We start from the raw sequence: 17,171 nt of genomic DNA, 5'->3' as shown, positions 1-17,171 counted from the left end.
TCCGTGATTAGCCGATATTGCGATACGCCGACCGGCTGTGCGTGCTGACCACGGACAGCACGATTTTAAGCGAGGTCGTAATGTCAGGTGGTATTACGCGATGAAGCTCAGCGGCTCAGCTCACTCGTCGAACGGCCCGAACTTCCAGCCATTCTTCTTGGCCCGGTTGAGCAGCGCCTTCGCCGCGAAGTCGTACGCGCCGCGATCAGATGGCGGCAAGTTGTCGTAGTCGATATGACCGTGGGTGTCTGGGATGTGGTCGTTCATTGAGTCATCCCACGCAGTCAGGGGCCGACGCGCCTCAGAACCCTCGGGAGACTTGATCTCGATGGACTCGACATCGTCGACCGTCACCGCCAGAACACCAACCGGCGCGCGATAGGGCTTGTTGTTCTCGTCGCACCGCTTCTTGACGGCGTCAGCGCGCTCGTTGTAGGCGTCCTCGGCGGTGGTATCGCCGTGCGCGATCGAGAGCCGATTCGAGTCGGCCTTATCGGCGGTGCTGAGCTTGAAGGCCTGCGGCGTTACATCGCCGTTGGGAGCCCAAGCGCGGATGATGGGCCGGAATAGCACTGTCTCGGACTGGGTGATGGGTTCGCGAACGGTCTCGGCGACCTCGGTCTCGTCACTCACCAGTCACCTCCGAAAGCCATGTGTCGAGAGTGTCGACGAGATCGACGGCGTCGGAAGCGATCTTGTCGTCTGCGAAGGTACCGGCGGCTAGGTCGGTCGTGTGGATATAGAGCGCGCCGGACGGCTCGACCTCGATCGAGAGCTGGTTCTCGGCGTCGGGCCAGAAGAAGCTCACACCGCCGTCCTCGGTTGGGCTCACGGTTCGGGTGATGTTGCTCAGCGCGATCATCGTGTCTATCACGGCGTGGCCGCGCTCGATCACGGCCTGCGAGATAGCTTCGCCGGACTCGCCGTCAAGCCATCCGTCGTCGAGATCGGCGAGCGCATCGAGCGCTGCGCGCACGACGCGGGCGTCCTCGGTCACGTCGGTGACGTCGAGGGAGGTGACGGTCGTGAGCTTCGTCAACTTACCGTCTGCGTTGAACTCGCCCACACCTTCGGCAACGCATTCGAAAAGCTGCTTGGCGGAGTCGATACTTGCCCGCACACCGGATTCTAGGTAGGGAACGAGGATGTCTGCCTTGTGTTCGCGGTCCCTAACGACGAGGCTGCCCGACGAGACACGGAAGTCGATTACTTGACCTTCGACGGTGACGCGTTGGGTGAAGTTGCCGACGAGGGTGACGAGGGCATTGCGGCGTGCGTCGGGGGTGAACCGAGTCACGGCATCCCAAGAATCGGGGACCGTCGCGGCCACCTGGATAGCCTCGCCCTTACGGATCGTCTGCCCGAACTTCTTCATCTTGTTGGACGGCAGGCGGCGGATATCGTCGGGAATCTGCCCCTTGTCGCTGTAGCCGTAGTTGACGAACTGCTCCAGGGCGTCGATCGCCCGGGCGAAGTCTTCCTTGATCTCGTCGGGGCCGAACAGGTCGTCGGCCCGCAGCGTCGCGTCATGTTCGAGCACCGGAACGGCCGACCCTTCGCCGATCGCCGTGAGGCGCAGCGTGATCTCGTCGTCGTAGCCGTTGGGCATCCGCTTTCGGCCGGGGTGGCGATCGCGCCAGTAAAGCCGGACCAAGGATCGGAGTATGTCCTCAAAGGCGGCAACCTCGACGAGCGCGTCGGCGGGCATGCCCTCGGAGTTGAACCGTGCCCCGCTCAGGCGCATCACCGCGATAACGCGGGAGTCGTCTGGCGTTGGTTCGGTCATGGTCAGCAGGTTATCCGAGGGCACCGACTGGGGAGGCGTGAACCCCAGGGATTACGCCGCCCGGCGTAGCAGTCGGGCCACCGACGCGACGACCAACGGCCACCCTTGCGCGTCGTCAGTCCCTCATCGTTGACGACGTCGGCGATTGCGCGGGTGGCGAGGCCGTCGGCGTGGAGCGAACGCATACGGGTGAGCACCGCCTGTTCGGCGTCGTCGGGCACCAGCTCGCCCGAGGCGTCGCCGCCCCGGTATCCGAACGGGGGTTGCCCACCCGCGTAACCACCGCTGGCCTTCTTGATCCGACGCCCTGCCTGCATTCGCTGCACGATCATCGACCTGTCGTACTCGTTGATCGCGGCGATGATCGTGCGGATGAGCTTGCGCTGTGGGTCGTCGGGATCGTCGAGCATCGACTGTTCCTCGCCCGAGGTCGAGAACAGCCGGGCACCGCAGGCGCTCATCTCGTCGATCGTCAGCTCTAGGTGGACCTGATCGCGGGTGAGCCGGGAGAGATCGGAGGCGACCACGCCGTCGGCCTCGCCGCCGCACACCCGGGCGACCACGTCGACCCATGCCTCGCGGCCCGATGGGGCAACGGTGCCCGAGACATCTTCGACGACCTCGGCGACGATCCGGTGCCGGTTCCGCTTGGCCCACTCGGTGATCGCCTCGCGTTGGCGGGCGGGACCGTAGGCGGCGAGCTGGTCGCGGGTCGAGGTGCGGATGTATGCGATGACCTTCACGCGATCAACCCTATATGGCTTTGACCAGCAACGCGATACTTACTGTTAAGTATCTATCGCGGCGTTGCGTCCGTTGAGCTTTCGCCCCTTCACCAGTCGGCGGCCTCGCCGCCGATCTCGATGATGGGCTGGCGTCGGCCCGAGATCGAGCGGGACAGAAGTGGGTTGGTGACACCGGGAGGCCCGTAACCGCCGGGCTGGACTTTGTAGCGCCGCTGGCTGCTCGTGGTCTGTGAGACCTCGACGATCTCGGCGTCGATCACGTCCTCATCGCCGCTGTCGTCAGCCTCAGGTTCATCGGGCTCGGCTGCGGGCGAGGGCTGTTCGTCCGCCAGCGGTTCGCTCAGCGCCGGGGTGGGTTCATCCCACCGCTCGGCCTCGGCGGGTGCGGCCAGCGCGGGATGGTCGTCAACGTCGCCCCAGGCGGTACGCCGCCACAGGTCGGACCGCTCCTGCTCGCTGAGCAGCATGAGCACCTTCTCGGTAGCGGCCAGTTGCTCGTCCCACAACGGGCCGCCGCGCTCGACGTGGCGGAACACTTTGCCGATGCTCTCGGCGATCTGCCGATCGAGGTCTTCGGCGTTGAGCTTGCCGTCGGCGATCTCGGTTGCCGAGTCGATCCCTGCCTCGACGACGTCGAGAACAGCGGGGTCGTGTTCGTTCTCCGTGAGCACGCGGGCGAGCCCCACCGCCTTCTTCATGACGTCCTTCTTGTCGGTCATTCCTCCACCTCACCGTCGATGACGTTGCTGAACTTCGCTTCCAGTTCGTTGAGCAGATCGGTCGTTGTCGTGTGGACCACTGCCTCGACCTGATGCCGCTCGGGGCTATTCGCGCCGGTGAGCTGTGCCCACTGGCTCAGGTTCCGGTGCACCTCGCGGCTGATCTTGACGAGGGTGTCGTCGTCGCCTCGGCGACTCGCGTCGGCGAACCGGCCCATCAGAACCGAGCGCGTGATTCTCAGCGTCTCGCTGGCGGACCGGCGTACCTCGTCGACCGACTCGCCGGGCTCGGCGTCGAGGTATCGCTGCACCGCCGTACGGGCCGCACCGCGAGAGCGGAATCCTTCGCTGTCGGCGATCTCGGCCCACGTCCGGCCGAGGGCGCGCAGGCGATGCGCGCGCTCAGCGCGACGGCGCGAGTCTTCGCGGTTCATGACGGGTCCAGGGCGGGGCATGGTTCCCATTGTGTACCAATTGCGTGCAGGCCCAGAACGCCGAGTTTGACGGGTAATACGTTGGCGGCGTCTATGATTCGGCTGACCAACGCTCATCCCGCCCTGGGCTCAGACTTCGCCGACCGGGGGTCAGACGGGTCAGACGGGTCAGACTCCCCGTGTGGGAAAAATCAGTCAAACCGAAAACACCGACATAGGTAGGCCACTTCGCTGACCAGCATAGATAAAAATAGAACTCTATTTTTCTAGCGACTTAGGTGTCTGTCTTAGTCTTAGTCTTACCCGGGGGAGTCTGACCCGTCTGACCCGTCTGACCCTGAGGGGCTAGGTCAGACGGTCCGAGTCGGAGCTAGTGGAACCTACTGTCCGACAACGCCTATCAGTGTCAGTGTTAATCATGCTCCGACTCGCCGACGTCGCCGTAGACCTCGTGAGACCCGGCTCGATCAGCTATAGTTGACGCGTTCCCGGTCATGCCGATCCCAGCCGGTTCCGGGAATACTGGCCGTGTAAGAGGGTCGAGCCTCACCGAGAGGATCGCCCACCCCGCCCGGCCGGGACGCAGTGGCCGCGCTAGGGCACCGGGAATCCGGTTGTCCTCACGCCGCAAGAGCCGAGGGTCGCGTCTGGGATGACCCGCTCCGGTTGCGCGACGTGGAACCACCCGAATCCTTTCGGAGAGTTCCATGTCCCAGTTCCTCAACCAGGACGAAGTCGCTGCTCACCTCGGCGTCAAAGACCTCGGCACCATTCGCAAGCTCGTCCGTGGCGAAGGCCTACCGGCTCACCGGATCGGTAGCCGACGGTTGCTGTTTGACCGAGATGAGGTTGATGCGTGGGTTCGATCCCGCGCCAGCGGCAACACCGATTCCGATCACCCCAGCATCCTTTCTGGTTCGCCGGAGGGGTGGGTCGCTGACCAGGTTGCCAAGTTCGGCCCCGATGATCTGCGCCGGGCGGCAACACTACTCACGAGTCTCGCCAGCGATCTCGAAGCGATGGCGGGGAGCCGGTAACCCATGCCCCAGACAACGAAAAGCGGGCGCGGTCCCAGCTCCGCGCCCGCCTCCAACGTCAACACCACGATCGACAACCCCGAGAATAGCACGGGTTCTTCGCCTTTCGCTGATCTGACCAGCCTGATCGGCCTCGTCGAGACTGACGCGATTGAGGTCTGCTGGTTGCCGGTCGACGGCACCTTCCAGTTCGAGCACACCACCACACAGCTCGCCCCCGGCGTCGTCGACCGGGTCGCTGACGGTGCTGATGTGTGGTTCTCGATCAACCCCGTAGCCCCACCCGCACGAGGCCGAGGCAAGGCCGACGACGTCACCCGATGCGCAGCGCTGGCGATCGACCTCGACGTCAAGAGCGGCGGGGTTCCCGACGCGGCGACGGCGCGGGCGATCGTGACGGACTTGACGAAGGTGCTCGATGAGTACCCGGTCGCTGTCGTCTCCAGCGGCCACGGCTGGCATGTGTACTGGGCTCTGGATGCCGACGACCTGGCCTGGACCCTCGACGCCGAACGCAAGCGTGTTGCAGCGCAGTCGGTCTACCGCCGGTTCCACCGTCTCGCTGCCCACGTCGCTGAGCGTCACGGTGCAGGTGTCGACAACATCTCCGACCTATCCCGCATTCTGCGTGTGCCGGGCACCTCCAATCGGAAAGACCCGTCTCACCCGACCAACGTCGAGCTGTTCACCGCGCACCCGTATGGCGGTGGCGCACCCATGTCGATCGAGCAGGTCACCGAAGTGCTGACGGCCTACGGCGTCCCCGAGACCGATGAGGATCGTGCTGTTGCGGGAGTGGTGGTATCGGAGACGTCCGCGTGGGAGTTCGGCCGGCAGACGACCGCCTACGTCGAGGCGATGGTGGCCGGGTGGTCGGCTGACCGTCCCGACGCCGGACGTCACGGATGGCTCGTCTCGCAGGCCGTCCGGCTGGCGTGTGCGTGCCGCCTCGGTCGGATCACCGAGCCCGACTACCGGCACGCCACGGAAGCTCTGGACGCTCGGTTCAAAGAGCTTCTGCGGACCCACGGCGACTGCCGCGAACCGACGCCCGGCGAGGTGCCTGGAGCCCTTGCGTGGGGCATATGGAGGGCGTCCACCCTCACCGACGAACAGGCCGCCGACGAAGTTGGTGGAGTCGACGACGCCGATGAGCACACAGAACCCTCTCACGCCGGTGGGGTGTACCTGCCCGCGGAGTTCTTCGAGAGCCGGGCATCGCTCCGACATATCCGCGACGCGGCCTTGTCGTACCCGGCCGCGCCGGACGCGACCTTGATCGCCGCGCTGGCTCGAATCTCGGCGGCGATCCCGCCCTCGGTGCGCGTCGACACGGGCTCGATGGCTCCGTTGCCGCTGCACCTATACGCCGACCTCGTTTCCCGAACCGGAGCGGGCAAGTCCACGGCGATTGAGGCGGCCATGAAGGCCATCGAGGTGTGCCCCGAGTGGGCAGACGACGCCCTGGGGCTGACGCCCGATGGTGTGCTTATCCCGGTTGGTGAGCCCTTCCCTCACGTCGCCAAGCCACGAACCAGCGCGGGCATCGCAGAACAGTTCTGGGGGATGATCCCCGATCTCATGGACCCGAAGAAGAAGGTTCGTGACCGGGTGCGGTCCAACGTGCTGTTGCTGACCGATGAAGGCTCCGGCCTTATCAAACACATCCGCGACGACAAGGAAACCGTCGGCGAGACACTGCGGGAAGCGTGGTCCGGCACGCTGATTGGGCAGAGCAACGCCGATTACATGAAGTACCGGCCGGTCGCGCCGGGCACGTACACAATCGCTCTCGTGACGGGTATGCAGCTCTCGGTTCTGGGGCAGCTACTCAGTCGCGAGGAGCTGGAGAAGGGTACGCCGCAACGGTTCGTCTACTCCTGGTGCAAGCCCAATCCGGCCGAAGTCACCGCTGAGTCCATTGCGGCCGTCGTCGCCCCCGATCATGCGCTGGAAGTGAAGATCCCGACGCGCGGACTCCGGCTGTGCGAATCGCTACGCACTCGCGTGCGGACGGAGCGGATCGCGTCAATGCTGGCTGACGATAGCGACCAGACGACGCGCCTGATCGAGTCCCAGAAGCCCGCCTCCGTCGCTCGACTGGCCGCTCTGTTGGCGATTCTCGATGGCCGAACCGAGACCGACGACGGCGGCTTGCTGGTCGTCAACGAGGAAGACTGGGCGCTCGCCGAAACGGTGTTCGCGACGTCGGTGGCGATTGCCGATCTCGCCGTTGCCGAACGCCGAAACAAGGCCGCCACTGACAAACGGGTTCAGCGCGAACGCAACCTCGCCGAGTCGATCGAGGACGACGAAGCCCGCTCCACACCGGAAGGTCGGGCCGCCGCCCGGATCATCGGCTACCTGCGAGACGCCGGTCCCGGTACCCATCGCTGGTCCGGCAAGGGTGGCCTACGTACGAAGTTCAACAGCGACCAGATCAAGACCGCCGACGCCGCCCTCGACCAGCTCGACGGCACGAAGGTCAAAGTCACCAGGAAAGGCCAGAGCGTGAGCGTTGAGCTAATGGCCTGATGTCTCGACTCTCGAATATCGAAGTTAGACAACCGAACTAGAAGGAATTGATATGACCAACGACAACCTAACTGACTACTGGGTGACTACCGCTGTCACCGCGCTCGCGATGGGCTGGATCACGGTCTACGAGAACGACGAGCGGGCCGCCGACGGGTCATGGTTCCACGTCGAGCCGTGCCCTGGGGTGCTTCTCCGGGAGCGCCGCGACTCGGACGGCGACCGCGAGACCCGCCTCATCACCGGACACTTTACCGACGGCCTCGTCGTGCTGGAGGAGCACGGCTGCCTCGACGATGTTTACACGACGACGACCGCGCGGAGCAGTGGGCGGCCGAATGTGACTCCGCCGAGCGGTTCGTCACTGCCGCCCGAGAACGTATCAGGGAGAAGATGCTTGACCGCCTCGCCGCCGCTGGTGCCGAGGGGGTCACCGCCGCCGACTTGGTCGCTGGATTCAACCTCGATCCGGACCACCGCGCCGTGGCTGTGCGTCGCCAACTCGAAATCGAGCAGCCGAACGTCGCGACGGAATGGGTGCCCCGGCCTGACGCGATCGGCGGCCGGGAGTGCATCTTCCGACTCACCGACCCGATGAGCGATACGAACGAGACGATCCAACGGACCTGAGGCACAGCCCTAGTGGACGGCGACAGGGCGACGAGGCGTGATCGTGATCGCGTCAGACGGCTTGTGCCACCGGCCCCGGCCGACGCGGTCGATGGTGATGGTCATGGTCGACCGGATGAACTCACGCTTCGCGACCAGCGGTAGCTCCCGCCACATCGCCATCGGGTCCGGGGCGGTCGCGAGGTCGCGAATCAACGGGTCCGTGAACACCGGTGTCGTGTCGGCCTCGGCGTTGGCGATCTGCGCCTCCAGTCGGGTCGCGACCCGCGCGCCGGTGCTCGGCGGCATCCGGCCCTCGGCGATCTCGTTCTCGACGTCCTCAAGGCGATGACGTAGCTCGGCCAGCCGTGCCGGGGCGGTGGGGTCAGACGCCGGTACCTCGGCCAGCGCGGCTAGTGACTCGGGTGCGGTCAGGATGCCTTCGACGACCGCGAGAACTACGCCGTCGGTCGCCGCCATATTTCGGCCGACACAGTGCTCCTTGCACTGATAGACGACGTAGCCGGTCCCGTCTTTGCGGCGGCCGCCGCGCGCCTTCCAGACGTACTCGCCGCACACCGCACACCGAGCGATGCCGGTGAGGAGATGCTTCACCGGCACCCCACGCGGCCCGGTCTTGCGGCCCGCGAACAGCGCCACGAGGTCATGGTGCTGCTCGTCGGTGAGAATCGGCTCCCATGTGCCCTTACCGTGGATTTCCTGCGGGCCGCGTTTGCCGTCGATGGTGGCGCTGACGGTGCGGTACCCGGCGTAGGTCGCGTTGAGCAGAATGCGACGCAGCTTCGCCGAGTCCCACCCGATCGGGTCTTTCGTCTCGATCCAACGGACCACCGAGCCGAACGATTGCCCGGCCAGCACCCGACGCGCGGCCTCTTGAACGAGGGGAGCGCGGTCAGGGTCGGGGGTCCGGCCGATCGACTTGCCTGTCTCGGGGTCACGAACGATCTTGTAGCCGTACGGAACTCGTCCGTGAGGCTTTCCATCGGCGAGGTTGGCCCGGTGCGCCCGGAGGATGCGCTCGCGGGTCTTCTTGGCCTCCTGCTCGGACATCATGCCGTCGATGACGAACTTGGGCTCGTCGAGGTCGACGAGTTGCCCGCCATACGACATCGCCACGCCTCGCTCGATACACAGATCGCGCAGCCCGATAAGCGCGCCGAGATCACGTGAGAGCCGTGACGCCTCCCAACACACAATCACGTGCCCCGGGGCGACGATCTCGCGGAGCCGGTCGAAGCCGGGGCGGTCTTTGCGGGCATACCGGCTCGCCGACCGATCGTTGTCGCAGATCACCTCGGCGACCGGCCAGCCCTCCCGCTCGCACACTGCCCGGCACTCGGCCTCCTGCTCGGCGACGGATCGGCCCTTTGCGTTGTCGCGGGAGACGCGGGTGTAGATGATTGCGCTGGTCGCGGGCGTGTTCATAGTAAGAGAGTTTACGACTAATAAACACGCCTTCGACGTCAGCTACTACCAGATCCTCGACTCGACGCAGGGTCGCCCGTTCGGTGCGTACTTCCACGGCAACCAGGGAACCGAGGGCGCGGAGAAGGCCCTCACCTCCATCACCACCGGCCTCGGCTGGGTGAAATCCGCTGAGTACGTGGTGGTTTCGGAGAAGCCGACCAAAGTCGACCGCGAAGCGTGCTGGGAGTTGGGCGCGACGGTTGCGGCGCAGCTCATGGGCTAGTGTCCTCGGCCGCGTCCCCTGGGCCGGCGGCTTCGTTCCTTTTCGCCTCGATCAACCCCCGTCGTCCATTGGCGCCGTGTGTTCCGCGGAACACTTGCGAGTCTGTGACCTGCAGAATTGTCGGTGCCCGGCGATAGCTTGTTCGTATACCTGTTCGAACTGGCTGGGGGGTCGGGATGTCTGTTACCGCGTTACGTGCCGAGGGTGTGTCGTCGATGTTCGATGGCGCGGATCCGAAGTCGTTGTCGGACGAGGTGCTCGAGGTTCGGGTGCTCGGTTACGCCGCACAGATCACAGCGTTGACGGCCGATCTTCTTGATTTGGTGGCGGAGTTGGATGAGCGGGAGTCGTGGCGGGGGCCGGGGATTCACTCACTGGCGCACTGGCTTTCCTGGAAGGCGGGGATTGCGCCGCGGACGGCGCACGAACAGGTGCGGGTCGCGAAGGCATTGCGCGAGCTCCCGCTGATCCGGCAGCACTTCAGCGAAGGTCGGCTGACGTATTCCAAGGTGCGAGCGTTGACGCGGGTGGCCACGCCGATGCGGGAGCCGGAGTTGGTGAATCTGGCGTTGTCGTGCACGGCGTCGCAGCTGGAGAAGGCGGTGCGGGCGATGCGGCAGATCGACCGGGGCTACAGCGATGGTGGGGAGTTGACGCCGCCGGCGGAGTCGTCGGCTCGGTGGAAGTGGAATGCGGATGGATCGTTGTCGGTGTCGATGACACTGACGCCTCTTGATGGGGCGCGGTTTCTGGCGGGGACGGTGCGCGCGGAGTATGAACGCGCCCGCACGATGGGCGATCCGGACCTGCCGAGTGTTCCGCGGAACACTCCCGGCGAACTGGAAACCGAATCCGGGGAGACGGATTCGGAGGTGAAGCCGGCGAATCGTCGGGATCTGTGGCGAAACGTACCGTCAAATATTGCTGCGGCGGTGGTGGCGATGGCCGATGCGGTGCATGAGGGAATCGCGATGCCCGACCTCGCTCCCGGGGCCGAGATCTTGATCCATGTCGGAGACGGGGTGGAGCATGCGCATCTGGATGACGGTCCGGCGTTGTCGGAGGCCGAGGTAGAGGAAGCGGCGTGTGGTGCGTCGTTGCGGGAAGCGTTGTCCCGCCGGGTGGCGGGGAGTCCGGGGAAGCGGGCGTTGTTGGGGTTGGGGCGCAAGCAGCGGGCTCCGTCCAAGGCGATGATTCGGGCGTTGTTCCTGCGGGATCGGTGTTGTCAGACGCCGGGATGTGGGCGGACGCGGCATCTGCATGCGCATCATGTGGTGTTCTGGTCGGCCGGTGGGGAGACCGAGTTGGACAACCTGATTCTGTTGTGCGGCTCGTGTCATCGAGCATTGCATCGGGGCGAGTTTGCGATCAAGGGACTTGGGCAGCAACGGTTTTCGTTCCATATGTCCGATGGTTCGGTGATTCAGTCGAGTCCACCGACAGGCGCGTCCGGACAATGGCGACCGGACGGACGGATTGCCGCGGGTGCGACGGTGCCGATCGGTGGCGGGAAGCTCGATCTCGGGTACGCCACCGAGGTGATCTACGCGGTGTGGGAATGGAAGGAGCGCCAGTCGACGGCCAATCCTGCGGCAGCTTGATTCAGGCCGGCCCGCCCAGAGTGCAGAGCGTTCCGCGGAACGCTCGTGACGCCGATTGTCCGGTGCGCTGTTAAGCTTTCTCCCGGAGTGCCGGGAAGTCTGGTCGGCTGCGTGTTTGTCGTTGGTCGTGATCCGCGGTCGGCGGCGACGCGTACGTTGCCGCACCACTGAGGACGACCATGCACTCACTTCAGCACCCTGAACCGAAACCACGCCTGTTCGCGCGAGGCTCCTGGCCGGAGACCTCCCGCATCACCGACATCCTCCGCAAGGAAACCGTCGGCGGGATGCTCCTCCTCGTTGCCACCGTGGCGGCGTTGGCGTGGGCGAACTCCCCATGGTCGGCGGCGTACTTCGATCTCGCCGATGTTCGAGTCGGTACCGACGCCCTCGGCCTGCACCTCGACCTCACCCTCGCCACCTGGGCGGCCGACGGCCTCCTCGCGATCTTCTTCTTCATCGTCGGCCTGGAGTTGAAGCGAGAATTCGTCGCCGGCGACCTGCGTGACCCCGCCCGGGCCGCGCTGCCGGTGGTCGCCGCCATCGGGGGCATGGCGGTACCGGCCGTCATCTTCGTCGCATTCACCGCACGAGCCGGCGACGGCGCAGTACAGGGGTGGGCCATCCCGACGGCCACCGACATCGCCTTCGCGGTCGCGGTGCTGGCGGTGATCTCCACACACCTGCCCGCGGCGCTGCGTACCTTCCTCCTGACCCTGGCAGTGGTCGACGACCTGCTCGCGATCACCGTCATCGCGGTGTTCTACAGCGACACGATCAACGGCTCGGCCCTGGCGCTCGCGCTGCTGCCACTCGCGGCGTTCGCGATCTGTGTACAGCGGGGGATACGCGCCTGGTGGATCCTGCTTCCGCTCGCGGTGCTGACATGGGCGTTCGTCCACGAGTCAGGAGTGCACGCAACCGTCGCGGGGGTGTTGCTCGGGTTCACCGTCCCGGTCCTGCACCGGATATCCGACGACTCGGCCAAGCCAGGTCTCGCCGAACAGTTCGAGCACCGGATCAGGCCCCTCTCAGCAGGTTTCGCGGTCCCGGTGTTCGCCTTCTTCGCCGCAGGCGTCGCCATCGGCGGGCTCGACGGTCTCCGCGACGCCCTCGGCGATCCCATCGCGCTCGGCATCGTCTTCGGGCTCGTCATCGGCAAGGTGGTGGGGATCGTCGGCACCAGCGCCCTGCTGGCCACCTTCACCCGCGCATCGCTCGACGCCGACGTGCGGTGGATCGACGTGGTCGGCGTCGCGATGCTGGCCGGAATCGGATTCACGGTGTCGCTACTCATCGGTGACCTCGCCTACGAATCGGGCACCGAACGCGACGAGCTGGTGAAGATCGGGGTCCTGGCCGGCTCCCTCATCTCCGCGTCGGCGGCCGCGGTTCTCCTTCGCCTACGAAATCGTCACTACCGCGCAGTCGCTCGCGAAGAGTCGCGTGACGACGACCACGACGGAATACCCGACGTCTACCAGCGAGAGCAGTGACATGCAGCAGACCGGACTCGGCGTGATCAACGTTCCCGAACGCGCACAGAATCCAGTACGTGCGATCGGTATACGCGTCGCCATCGCCGTCGGCGTCATCTCGATCGCGACGGCGGTGGTCTACGTCGACCGGGATGCCTACAGCCACGCACTGGATGCTCCACTCACACTCCTGGACTGTCTGTACTACGTCACCGTGTCGCTCTCGACCACAGGTTACGGCGACATCGCTCCCATGACCCCGGGAGCTCGAGTCGTCAACGTTCTCGTGGTCACGCCGTTGCGCGTCCTGTTCCTGGTGGTGCTGATCGGGACGACTCTCGAGGTGCTGACCGAACGGTCTCGTCGGGCGTGGCGGATTCAACGGTGGCGGCACAACCTGCGCGACCATCACGTGATCGTCGGCTTCGGCACCAAAGGTCGAAGTGCGGCCCGCGCGCTCATCGACGCCGGCGTGGACACCGCGAGTCTCGTGGTGGTCGACAGCGACCCGAATGCGCTCGACGCCGCGGAATCGCTCAACCTGGTGGCTGTTCGTGGAGACGCCACACGGAGTGAGGTCCTCAAGCTGGCCGAGGCCGGCGCGGCCCGTGCCATCCTCATCGCTGTTCACAGCGACGCGACAGCCGTCCTCATCACCCTTACCGCCCGCCAGCTCAGTCCCGGGGCCAACATCGCGGGTGTGGTCCGCGACGCGCAGAACGTGTCGCTGCTGCGCCGATCGGGTGCCGACACCGTCGTCGTCTCCGCGGCGACCGCGGGGCGCCTCATGGGAATTGCGACTCGGACACCACATGTCGTCGAGGTGGTGGATGACCTGTTGACTCCGGGAACACGGCTGTCGATGGTCGACAGGCCCGAGGACCGTTGACCGCGGCAATGTTCCGCGGAACACCTACCTGGGGGTCAGCTTGATGATCGGCAGTTCTCGATCGGTCTTCTCCTGATACCCGGCGAACCGCTCGTTCTTGCTGATCTGATTCCAGGCCTGGGCGCGTTCGTCGCCGTGGAGCTGCTGGGCGCGGACCTCGACGGTCTTGCCGCCCACCTCGATCCGGGCCTTCTCGGGGTTCGCTTTCAAATTGTGGTACCAACCGGGGTTGTTCACGGCTCCGTTCGCCGACGCCACGATCAGCCAGCTGCCGTCGGGGCCCGGGAACCAGGCGAGCGGGGTGGCCCGCTCCTGACCGCTCTTGCGGCCGACGGTCGTCAGCACGAGCGCATTCATCCCGCCGAACTGTCCCTTACGGCGGATCATCGGCGCGACGACCTTGTTCACGATGCGCATGAAGGGGCCCTTCGGCACCCGGCCGCCGCGCGTACCCGCCGAGGTCTCGAAACTCATCGTCGAACTCTCCTTCGCCAGATGGTCTCAGTGTGCGCCTCCCGAGTGTTCCGCGGAACACTTCGGACCTGCCAGATCGGGCTCCGCACTACTCGACGTCGGCGAGGAGCCTGCTCACCTCGTACTGCCGCACCAGGAACGCCTTCTCGTCGAGCTTCTTGCGGCGCATCCAGGAGGTGACCTCGGAATTGCACTTGCTGGCATTGCACGAACCGCAGCACGGGACGACGTTGGTCACGGTGTAGCGGCCGCCCCGCGAGATCGCCAGCATGCAGTCGCGCTGGAGGGCGACGCCGTCCGCGCCGCAGTACGCGCACCCACCCCAGGCCTCCTGGAGTGCGAGCCACTGGGTGTCGGTGAGGTCGTTGTCGCGGGAGGCGACGCGCTTGCGACGCCGCTTGGCATAGCGGTTGGCGCGGGTGGTGCTGCGAGTGGCCACGGGAGGAGGATACCCCCGACGCCACATGCGTCACTGCAGTCACAGCAGGTGGTTGCCGCGTGTCGTGCGGGCGGCGACGTGTCGGGGGCTTTGCCTAGACTGACACCCGTGAGTACGGCCATCCGCGACATCTCATCGACCGGGACGATCCCCACTCCTTACGAGGACCTGCTGCGCCTCGTGCTCGAGACGGGCACCCCGAAGGCGGATCGCACCGGCACGGGCACAAGAAGTCTCTTCGGGCATCAGCTGCGCTACGACCTCGCCGAGGGCTTTCCGCTGATCACCACCAAGAAGGTGCACCTCAAGTCGATCATCTACGAGCTCCTCTGGTTTCTGCGCGGCGACTCCAACGTCCGCTGGCTCCAGGAGCGCGGCGTGACGATCTGGGACGAGTGGGCCGACACGAACGGTGAGCTCGGACCGGTGTACGGCGTCCAGTGGCGCAGCTGGCCGACTCCGTCAGGGGAGCAGATCGACCAGATCTCCGCAGCTCTCGAGATGCTCAAGACCAATCCGGATTCACGACGCAACATCGTGTCGGCGTGGAACGTGGGGGAGATCCCGCAGATGGCGCTGCCGCCCTGCCACGCGTTCTTCCAGTTCTACGTCGCCGACGGCAAGCTCTCCTGCCAGCTCTACCAGCGCTCGGCCGACCTGTTCCTCGGCGTGCCGTTCAACATCGCGTCGTACGCGCTGCTGACCCACATGATGGCGCAGCAGGCGGGCCTCGAGGTCGGCGAGTTCGTGTGGACCGGCGGCGACTGCCACATCTACGACAACCACCTCGACCAGGTGAACCTGCAGCTCTCGCGCGAACCCTACCCGTATCCGAAACTCGAGCTACGCAAGCGGGATTCGATCTTCGACTACGAGTACGACCACATCGAGATCGTCGGCTACCAGTCGCATCCCGGGATCAAGGCGCCGGTGGCGGTGTGACCCGCCGAGTCCGGCTCGTCTGGGCGCAGGGCCGCGAGGTCACCGGTGAAGGGGCCACGATCGGACGGGACAACACCATCCCCTGGCGCGTCCCCGAGGACATGGCCCGGTTCAAGGAGAAGACCCTCGGCAACCCGGTCGTCATGGGCCGCAAGACCTGGGATTCCCTTCCACCGAAGTTCCGGCCGTTGCCGGGCCGCACCAACATCGTGGTGACACGCAATCCGGACTGGTCCGCCGACGGTGCGGTGGTGGCCCGATCCGTCGAGGAGGCGTTGGATCTCGCCGACGGCGACACCGTCGGTGTCATCGGCGGTGGCGAGATCTACCGGGCGGCAATGCAGTTCGCGACCGAACTCTGCCTCACCGAGATCGACGTCGACGTCCCCGGAGCCGACGCGTTCGCGCCGGAGATCGGGCCGGGATGGACGGTGGCCGACAAGGGGGAGTGGCAGACCTCGACCACCGGTACGCCCTACCGCTTCATCGACTACACCCGCTGATGGCACCGGAACGGCTGTCTGTGGCACAGGCGCGTCGAACCGCGCTGGCGGCACAGGGTTTCGCCGATCGAGCACCGTCGGGCACCCCGACCATGGCCCACCTCAAGCGCGTCGTCGGCCGGACGGGTCTGCTCCAGATGGACTCGGTCAACATCGTCGCGCGGGCGCACTTCATGCCGCTGTACAGCCGGCTCGGTCCCTATGACCCCGACCTCCTCCATCGCGCCGCGTGGCAGCCGACGAGGGGCCGACGGCTCCTCGTCGAGTACTGGGCTCACGAGGCCGCACTCATCCCGGTCGAGGACTGGCCGCTGTTCCGTTGGCGCATGGACGAATTCGCCGACGGGCGGTACCGACACACGCGTGAGGTCATGCGCCGCAACAAAAGTCTCGCCGCGGACGTCCGCAGCGTGATCGAGGAGACCGGTGCCGCGATGCCGCGGACCATCGAGGAGAAGCTCGGCATCGAACGCGAGCCGGGCACGGCGGGGAGCTGGTGGCAGCGCGGCGAGGTCAAGCACCTGTGCGAGGCGATGTTCGCCGCAGGCGACCTGTCGGCGGTGCGGAACGGCAACTTCATGCGTCACTACGACCTCACCGAACGGGTCGTGGGCGCCGACATCGCCGCGCAGCGTCCGGATCGCGCGCAGGCACACCGGGATCTTCTCGCCCGGGCCGCGCGTTCACTCGGCGTCGCGACCGTCGCCGACCTCGCCGACTACTACCGCATCAAACCTGCCGACGCCCGGCCGGCCGTTGCCGACCTGGTGGATTCAGGTGTGCTGCACGAGGTCTCGGTGGACGGATGGCGCGACCCCGCCTATCTCGCCGACGGTGCGCCGATGCCGCGAAGCATCGACACCTCGGCGATCCTCTCGCCGTTCGACCCGCTCGTGTTCTTCCGGCCGCGAGCCGAGCGCCTCTTCGACTTCCACTACCGCATCGAGATCTACGTCCCCGAGCACAAACGCATCCACGGTTATTACGTGCTGCCCTATCTGCTGGGCACCGACATCGCCGCACGCGTCGACCTCAAGGCCGACCGCAGGTCCCGAACCCTGTTGGTACTCGGTGCCTTCTGTGAGTCCGGGCACGATCGCGGCACCGTCGCCGAACGATTGGCCGCCGACCTGCGGACTTTCGCGCGGTGGCTCGACCTCGACGACGTGTCGGTCGGCACGAAGGGTGACCTCGCGCGCGATCTCCGAGTCGTGATGGGATGCTGAGCACCGGGAGAACGCGAACCAGCGGAACAAACATCCGGGGAC

General features: G+C 65.9%; 17 protein-coding genes and 1 pseudogene. 10 read left to right on the top strand and 8 right to left on the bottom strand.

From position 1 onward, the window contains the following. Nucleotides 1–120: 120 nt before the first annotated feature. From BJF87_RS13675 to BJF87_RS13655, 5 genes are all read right to left on the bottom strand, one after another. Nucleotides 121–633 carry an endo-1,4-beta-xylanase gene (locus BJF87_RS13675; protein WP_075863312.1) on the bottom strand — a complete coding sequence of 171 codons (513 nt, stop codon included), beginning with the start codon at nucleotides 631–633 and terminating at the stop codon, nucleotides 121–123. Then, on the bottom strand, nucleotides 626–1,786 hold the full coding sequence (locus tag BJF87_RS13670) for a hypothetical protein (RefSeq protein WP_139319496.1): 1,161 nt from the start codon (nucleotides 1,784–1,786) through the stop codon (nucleotides 626–628). Before BJF87_RS13670 ends, BJF87_RS13675 begins: the two co-directional genes overlap by 8 nt. A 2-nt stretch (nucleotides 1,787–1,788) precedes the next feature. Then, nucleotides 1,789–2,529, bottom strand: a complete 741-nt coding sequence (locus BJF87_RS13665; RefSeq protein WP_075863310.1) for a recombinase family protein — start codon at nucleotides 2,527–2,529, stop codon at nucleotides 1,789–1,791. Between the two features lie 89 nt (nucleotides 2,530–2,618). Further along, a complete protein-coding gene (locus BJF87_RS13660; RefSeq protein WP_075863309.1) occupies nucleotides 2,619–3,251 on the bottom strand; it encodes a hypothetical protein in 633 nt (210 codons plus the stop codon). Then, on the bottom strand, nucleotides 3,248–3,706 hold the full coding sequence (locus BJF87_RS13655; RefSeq protein ID WP_139319495.1) for a hypothetical protein: 459 nt from the start codon (nucleotides 3,704–3,706) through the stop codon (nucleotides 3,248–3,250). Before BJF87_RS13655 ends, BJF87_RS13660 begins: the two co-directional genes overlap by 4 nt. A 686-nt stretch (nucleotides 3,707–4,392) precedes the next feature. Here BJF87_RS13655 and BJF87_RS13650 point away from each other — a divergent pair. From BJF87_RS13650 to BJF87_RS25810, 3 genes are all read left to right on the top strand, one after another. Continuing rightward, complete coding sequence (locus BJF87_RS13650) at nucleotides 4,393–4,722, top strand: AlpA family transcriptional regulator (protein WP_075863307.1); 330 nt, start codon at nucleotides 4,393–4,395, stop codon at nucleotides 4,720–4,722. Nucleotides 4,723–4,725: 3 nt separating this feature from the next. Then, nucleotides 4,726–7,257: a hypothetical protein gene (locus tag BJF87_RS13645; protein WP_075863306.1), complete on the top strand. Its 2,532-nt coding sequence runs from the start codon at nucleotides 4,726–4,728 to the stop codon at nucleotides 7,255–7,257. Between the two features lie 393 nt (nucleotides 7,258–7,650). Beyond that, entirely contained in the window at nucleotides 7,651–7,887 is a 237-nt protein-coding gene (locus BJF87_RS25810; RefSeq protein WP_139319494.1) for a hypothetical protein, read from the top strand. A 9-nt stretch (nucleotides 7,888–7,896) separates the two neighbouring features. Here the strand turns inward: BJF87_RS25810 and BJF87_RS13640 are convergent, their stop codons facing one another. After that, nucleotides 7,897–9,312 carry a recombinase family protein gene (locus tag BJF87_RS13640; RefSeq protein WP_075863305.1) on the bottom strand — a complete coding sequence of 472 codons (1,416 nt, stop codon included), beginning with the start codon at nucleotides 9,310–9,312 and terminating at the stop codon, nucleotides 7,897–7,899. A 22-nt stretch (nucleotides 9,313–9,334) separates the two neighbouring features. Between BJF87_RS13640 and BJF87_RS13635 the strand changes: the two are divergent. The 4 genes and pseudogenes from BJF87_RS13635 to BJF87_RS13620 form a co-directional block, all read left to right on the top strand. Further along, nucleotides 9,335–9,577, top strand: a pseudogene (locus BJF87_RS13635) (flavodoxin family protein); the annotation flags it as partial. A gap of 215 nt (nucleotides 9,578–9,792) precedes the next feature. Further along, nucleotides 9,793–11,178: an HNH endonuclease signature motif containing protein gene (locus BJF87_RS13630; RefSeq protein ID WP_187346504.1), complete on the top strand. Its 1,386-nt coding sequence runs from the start codon at nucleotides 9,793–9,795 to the stop codon at nucleotides 11,176–11,178. A 179-nt stretch (nucleotides 11,179–11,357) separates the two neighbouring features. Beyond that, entirely contained in the window at nucleotides 11,358–12,674 is a 1,317-nt protein-coding gene (gene nhaA / locus BJF87_RS13625; protein ID WP_006359551.1) for a Na+/H+ antiporter NhaA, read from the top strand. A gap of 1 nt (nucleotide 12,675) precedes the next feature. Then, complete coding sequence (locus BJF87_RS13620) at nucleotides 12,676–13,545, top strand: TrkA family potassium uptake protein (RefSeq protein ID WP_006359550.1); 870 nt, start codon at nucleotides 12,676–12,678, stop codon at nucleotides 13,543–13,545. A gap of 24 nt (nucleotides 13,546–13,569) precedes the next feature. Here BJF87_RS13620 and BJF87_RS13615 read toward each other — a convergent pair whose 3' ends face one another. Further along, nucleotides 13,570–14,019 (bottom strand): nitroreductase family deazaflavin-dependent oxidoreductase, encoded by a 450-nt coding sequence (locus BJF87_RS13615; protein ID WP_006359549.1) that lies wholly within the window; start codon nucleotides 14,017–14,019, stop codon nucleotides 13,570–13,572. A gap of 88 nt (nucleotides 14,020–14,107) precedes the next feature. Beyond that, a complete protein-coding gene (locus BJF87_RS13610; RefSeq protein ID WP_187346503.1) occupies nucleotides 14,108–14,485 on the bottom strand; it encodes an HNH endonuclease in 378 nt (125 codons plus the stop codon). An 81-nt stretch (nucleotides 14,486–14,566) separates the two neighbouring features. Between BJF87_RS13610 and BJF87_RS13605 the strand changes: the two genes are divergently transcribed. From BJF87_RS13605 to BJF87_RS13595, 3 genes are read left to right on the top strand one after another with little or no spacing between them, the layout of a single operon-like run. Then, nucleotides 14,567–15,400 (top strand): thymidylate synthase, encoded by an 834-nt coding sequence (locus BJF87_RS13605; RefSeq protein ID WP_035754128.1) that lies wholly within the window; start codon nucleotides 14,567–14,569, stop codon nucleotides 15,398–15,400. Next, nucleotides 15,397–15,903 carry a dihydrofolate reductase gene (locus tag BJF87_RS13600; protein ID WP_075863303.1) on the top strand — a complete coding sequence of 169 codons (507 nt, stop codon included), beginning with the start codon at nucleotides 15,397–15,399 and terminating at the stop codon, nucleotides 15,901–15,903. Before BJF87_RS13605 ends, BJF87_RS13600 begins: the two co-directional genes overlap by 4 nt. Continuing rightward, nucleotides 15,903–17,129: a winged helix-turn-helix domain-containing protein gene (locus tag BJF87_RS13595; protein ID WP_075863302.1), complete on the top strand. Its 1,227-nt coding sequence runs from the start codon at nucleotides 15,903–15,905 to the stop codon at nucleotides 17,127–17,129. The genes BJF87_RS13600 and BJF87_RS13595 overlap by 1 nt, the downstream gene beginning before the upstream one ends. Nucleotides 17,130–17,171: the final 42 nt, after the last annotated feature.

The organism is Gordonia sp. CNJ-863, assembly GCF_001942325.1.
Taxonomy (GTDB): Bacteria; Actinomycetota; Actinomycetes; order Mycobacteriales; family Mycobacteriaceae; genus Gordonia; species Gordonia alkanivorans.
This window is presented reverse-complemented; position numbering and strand designations above follow the sequence as displayed.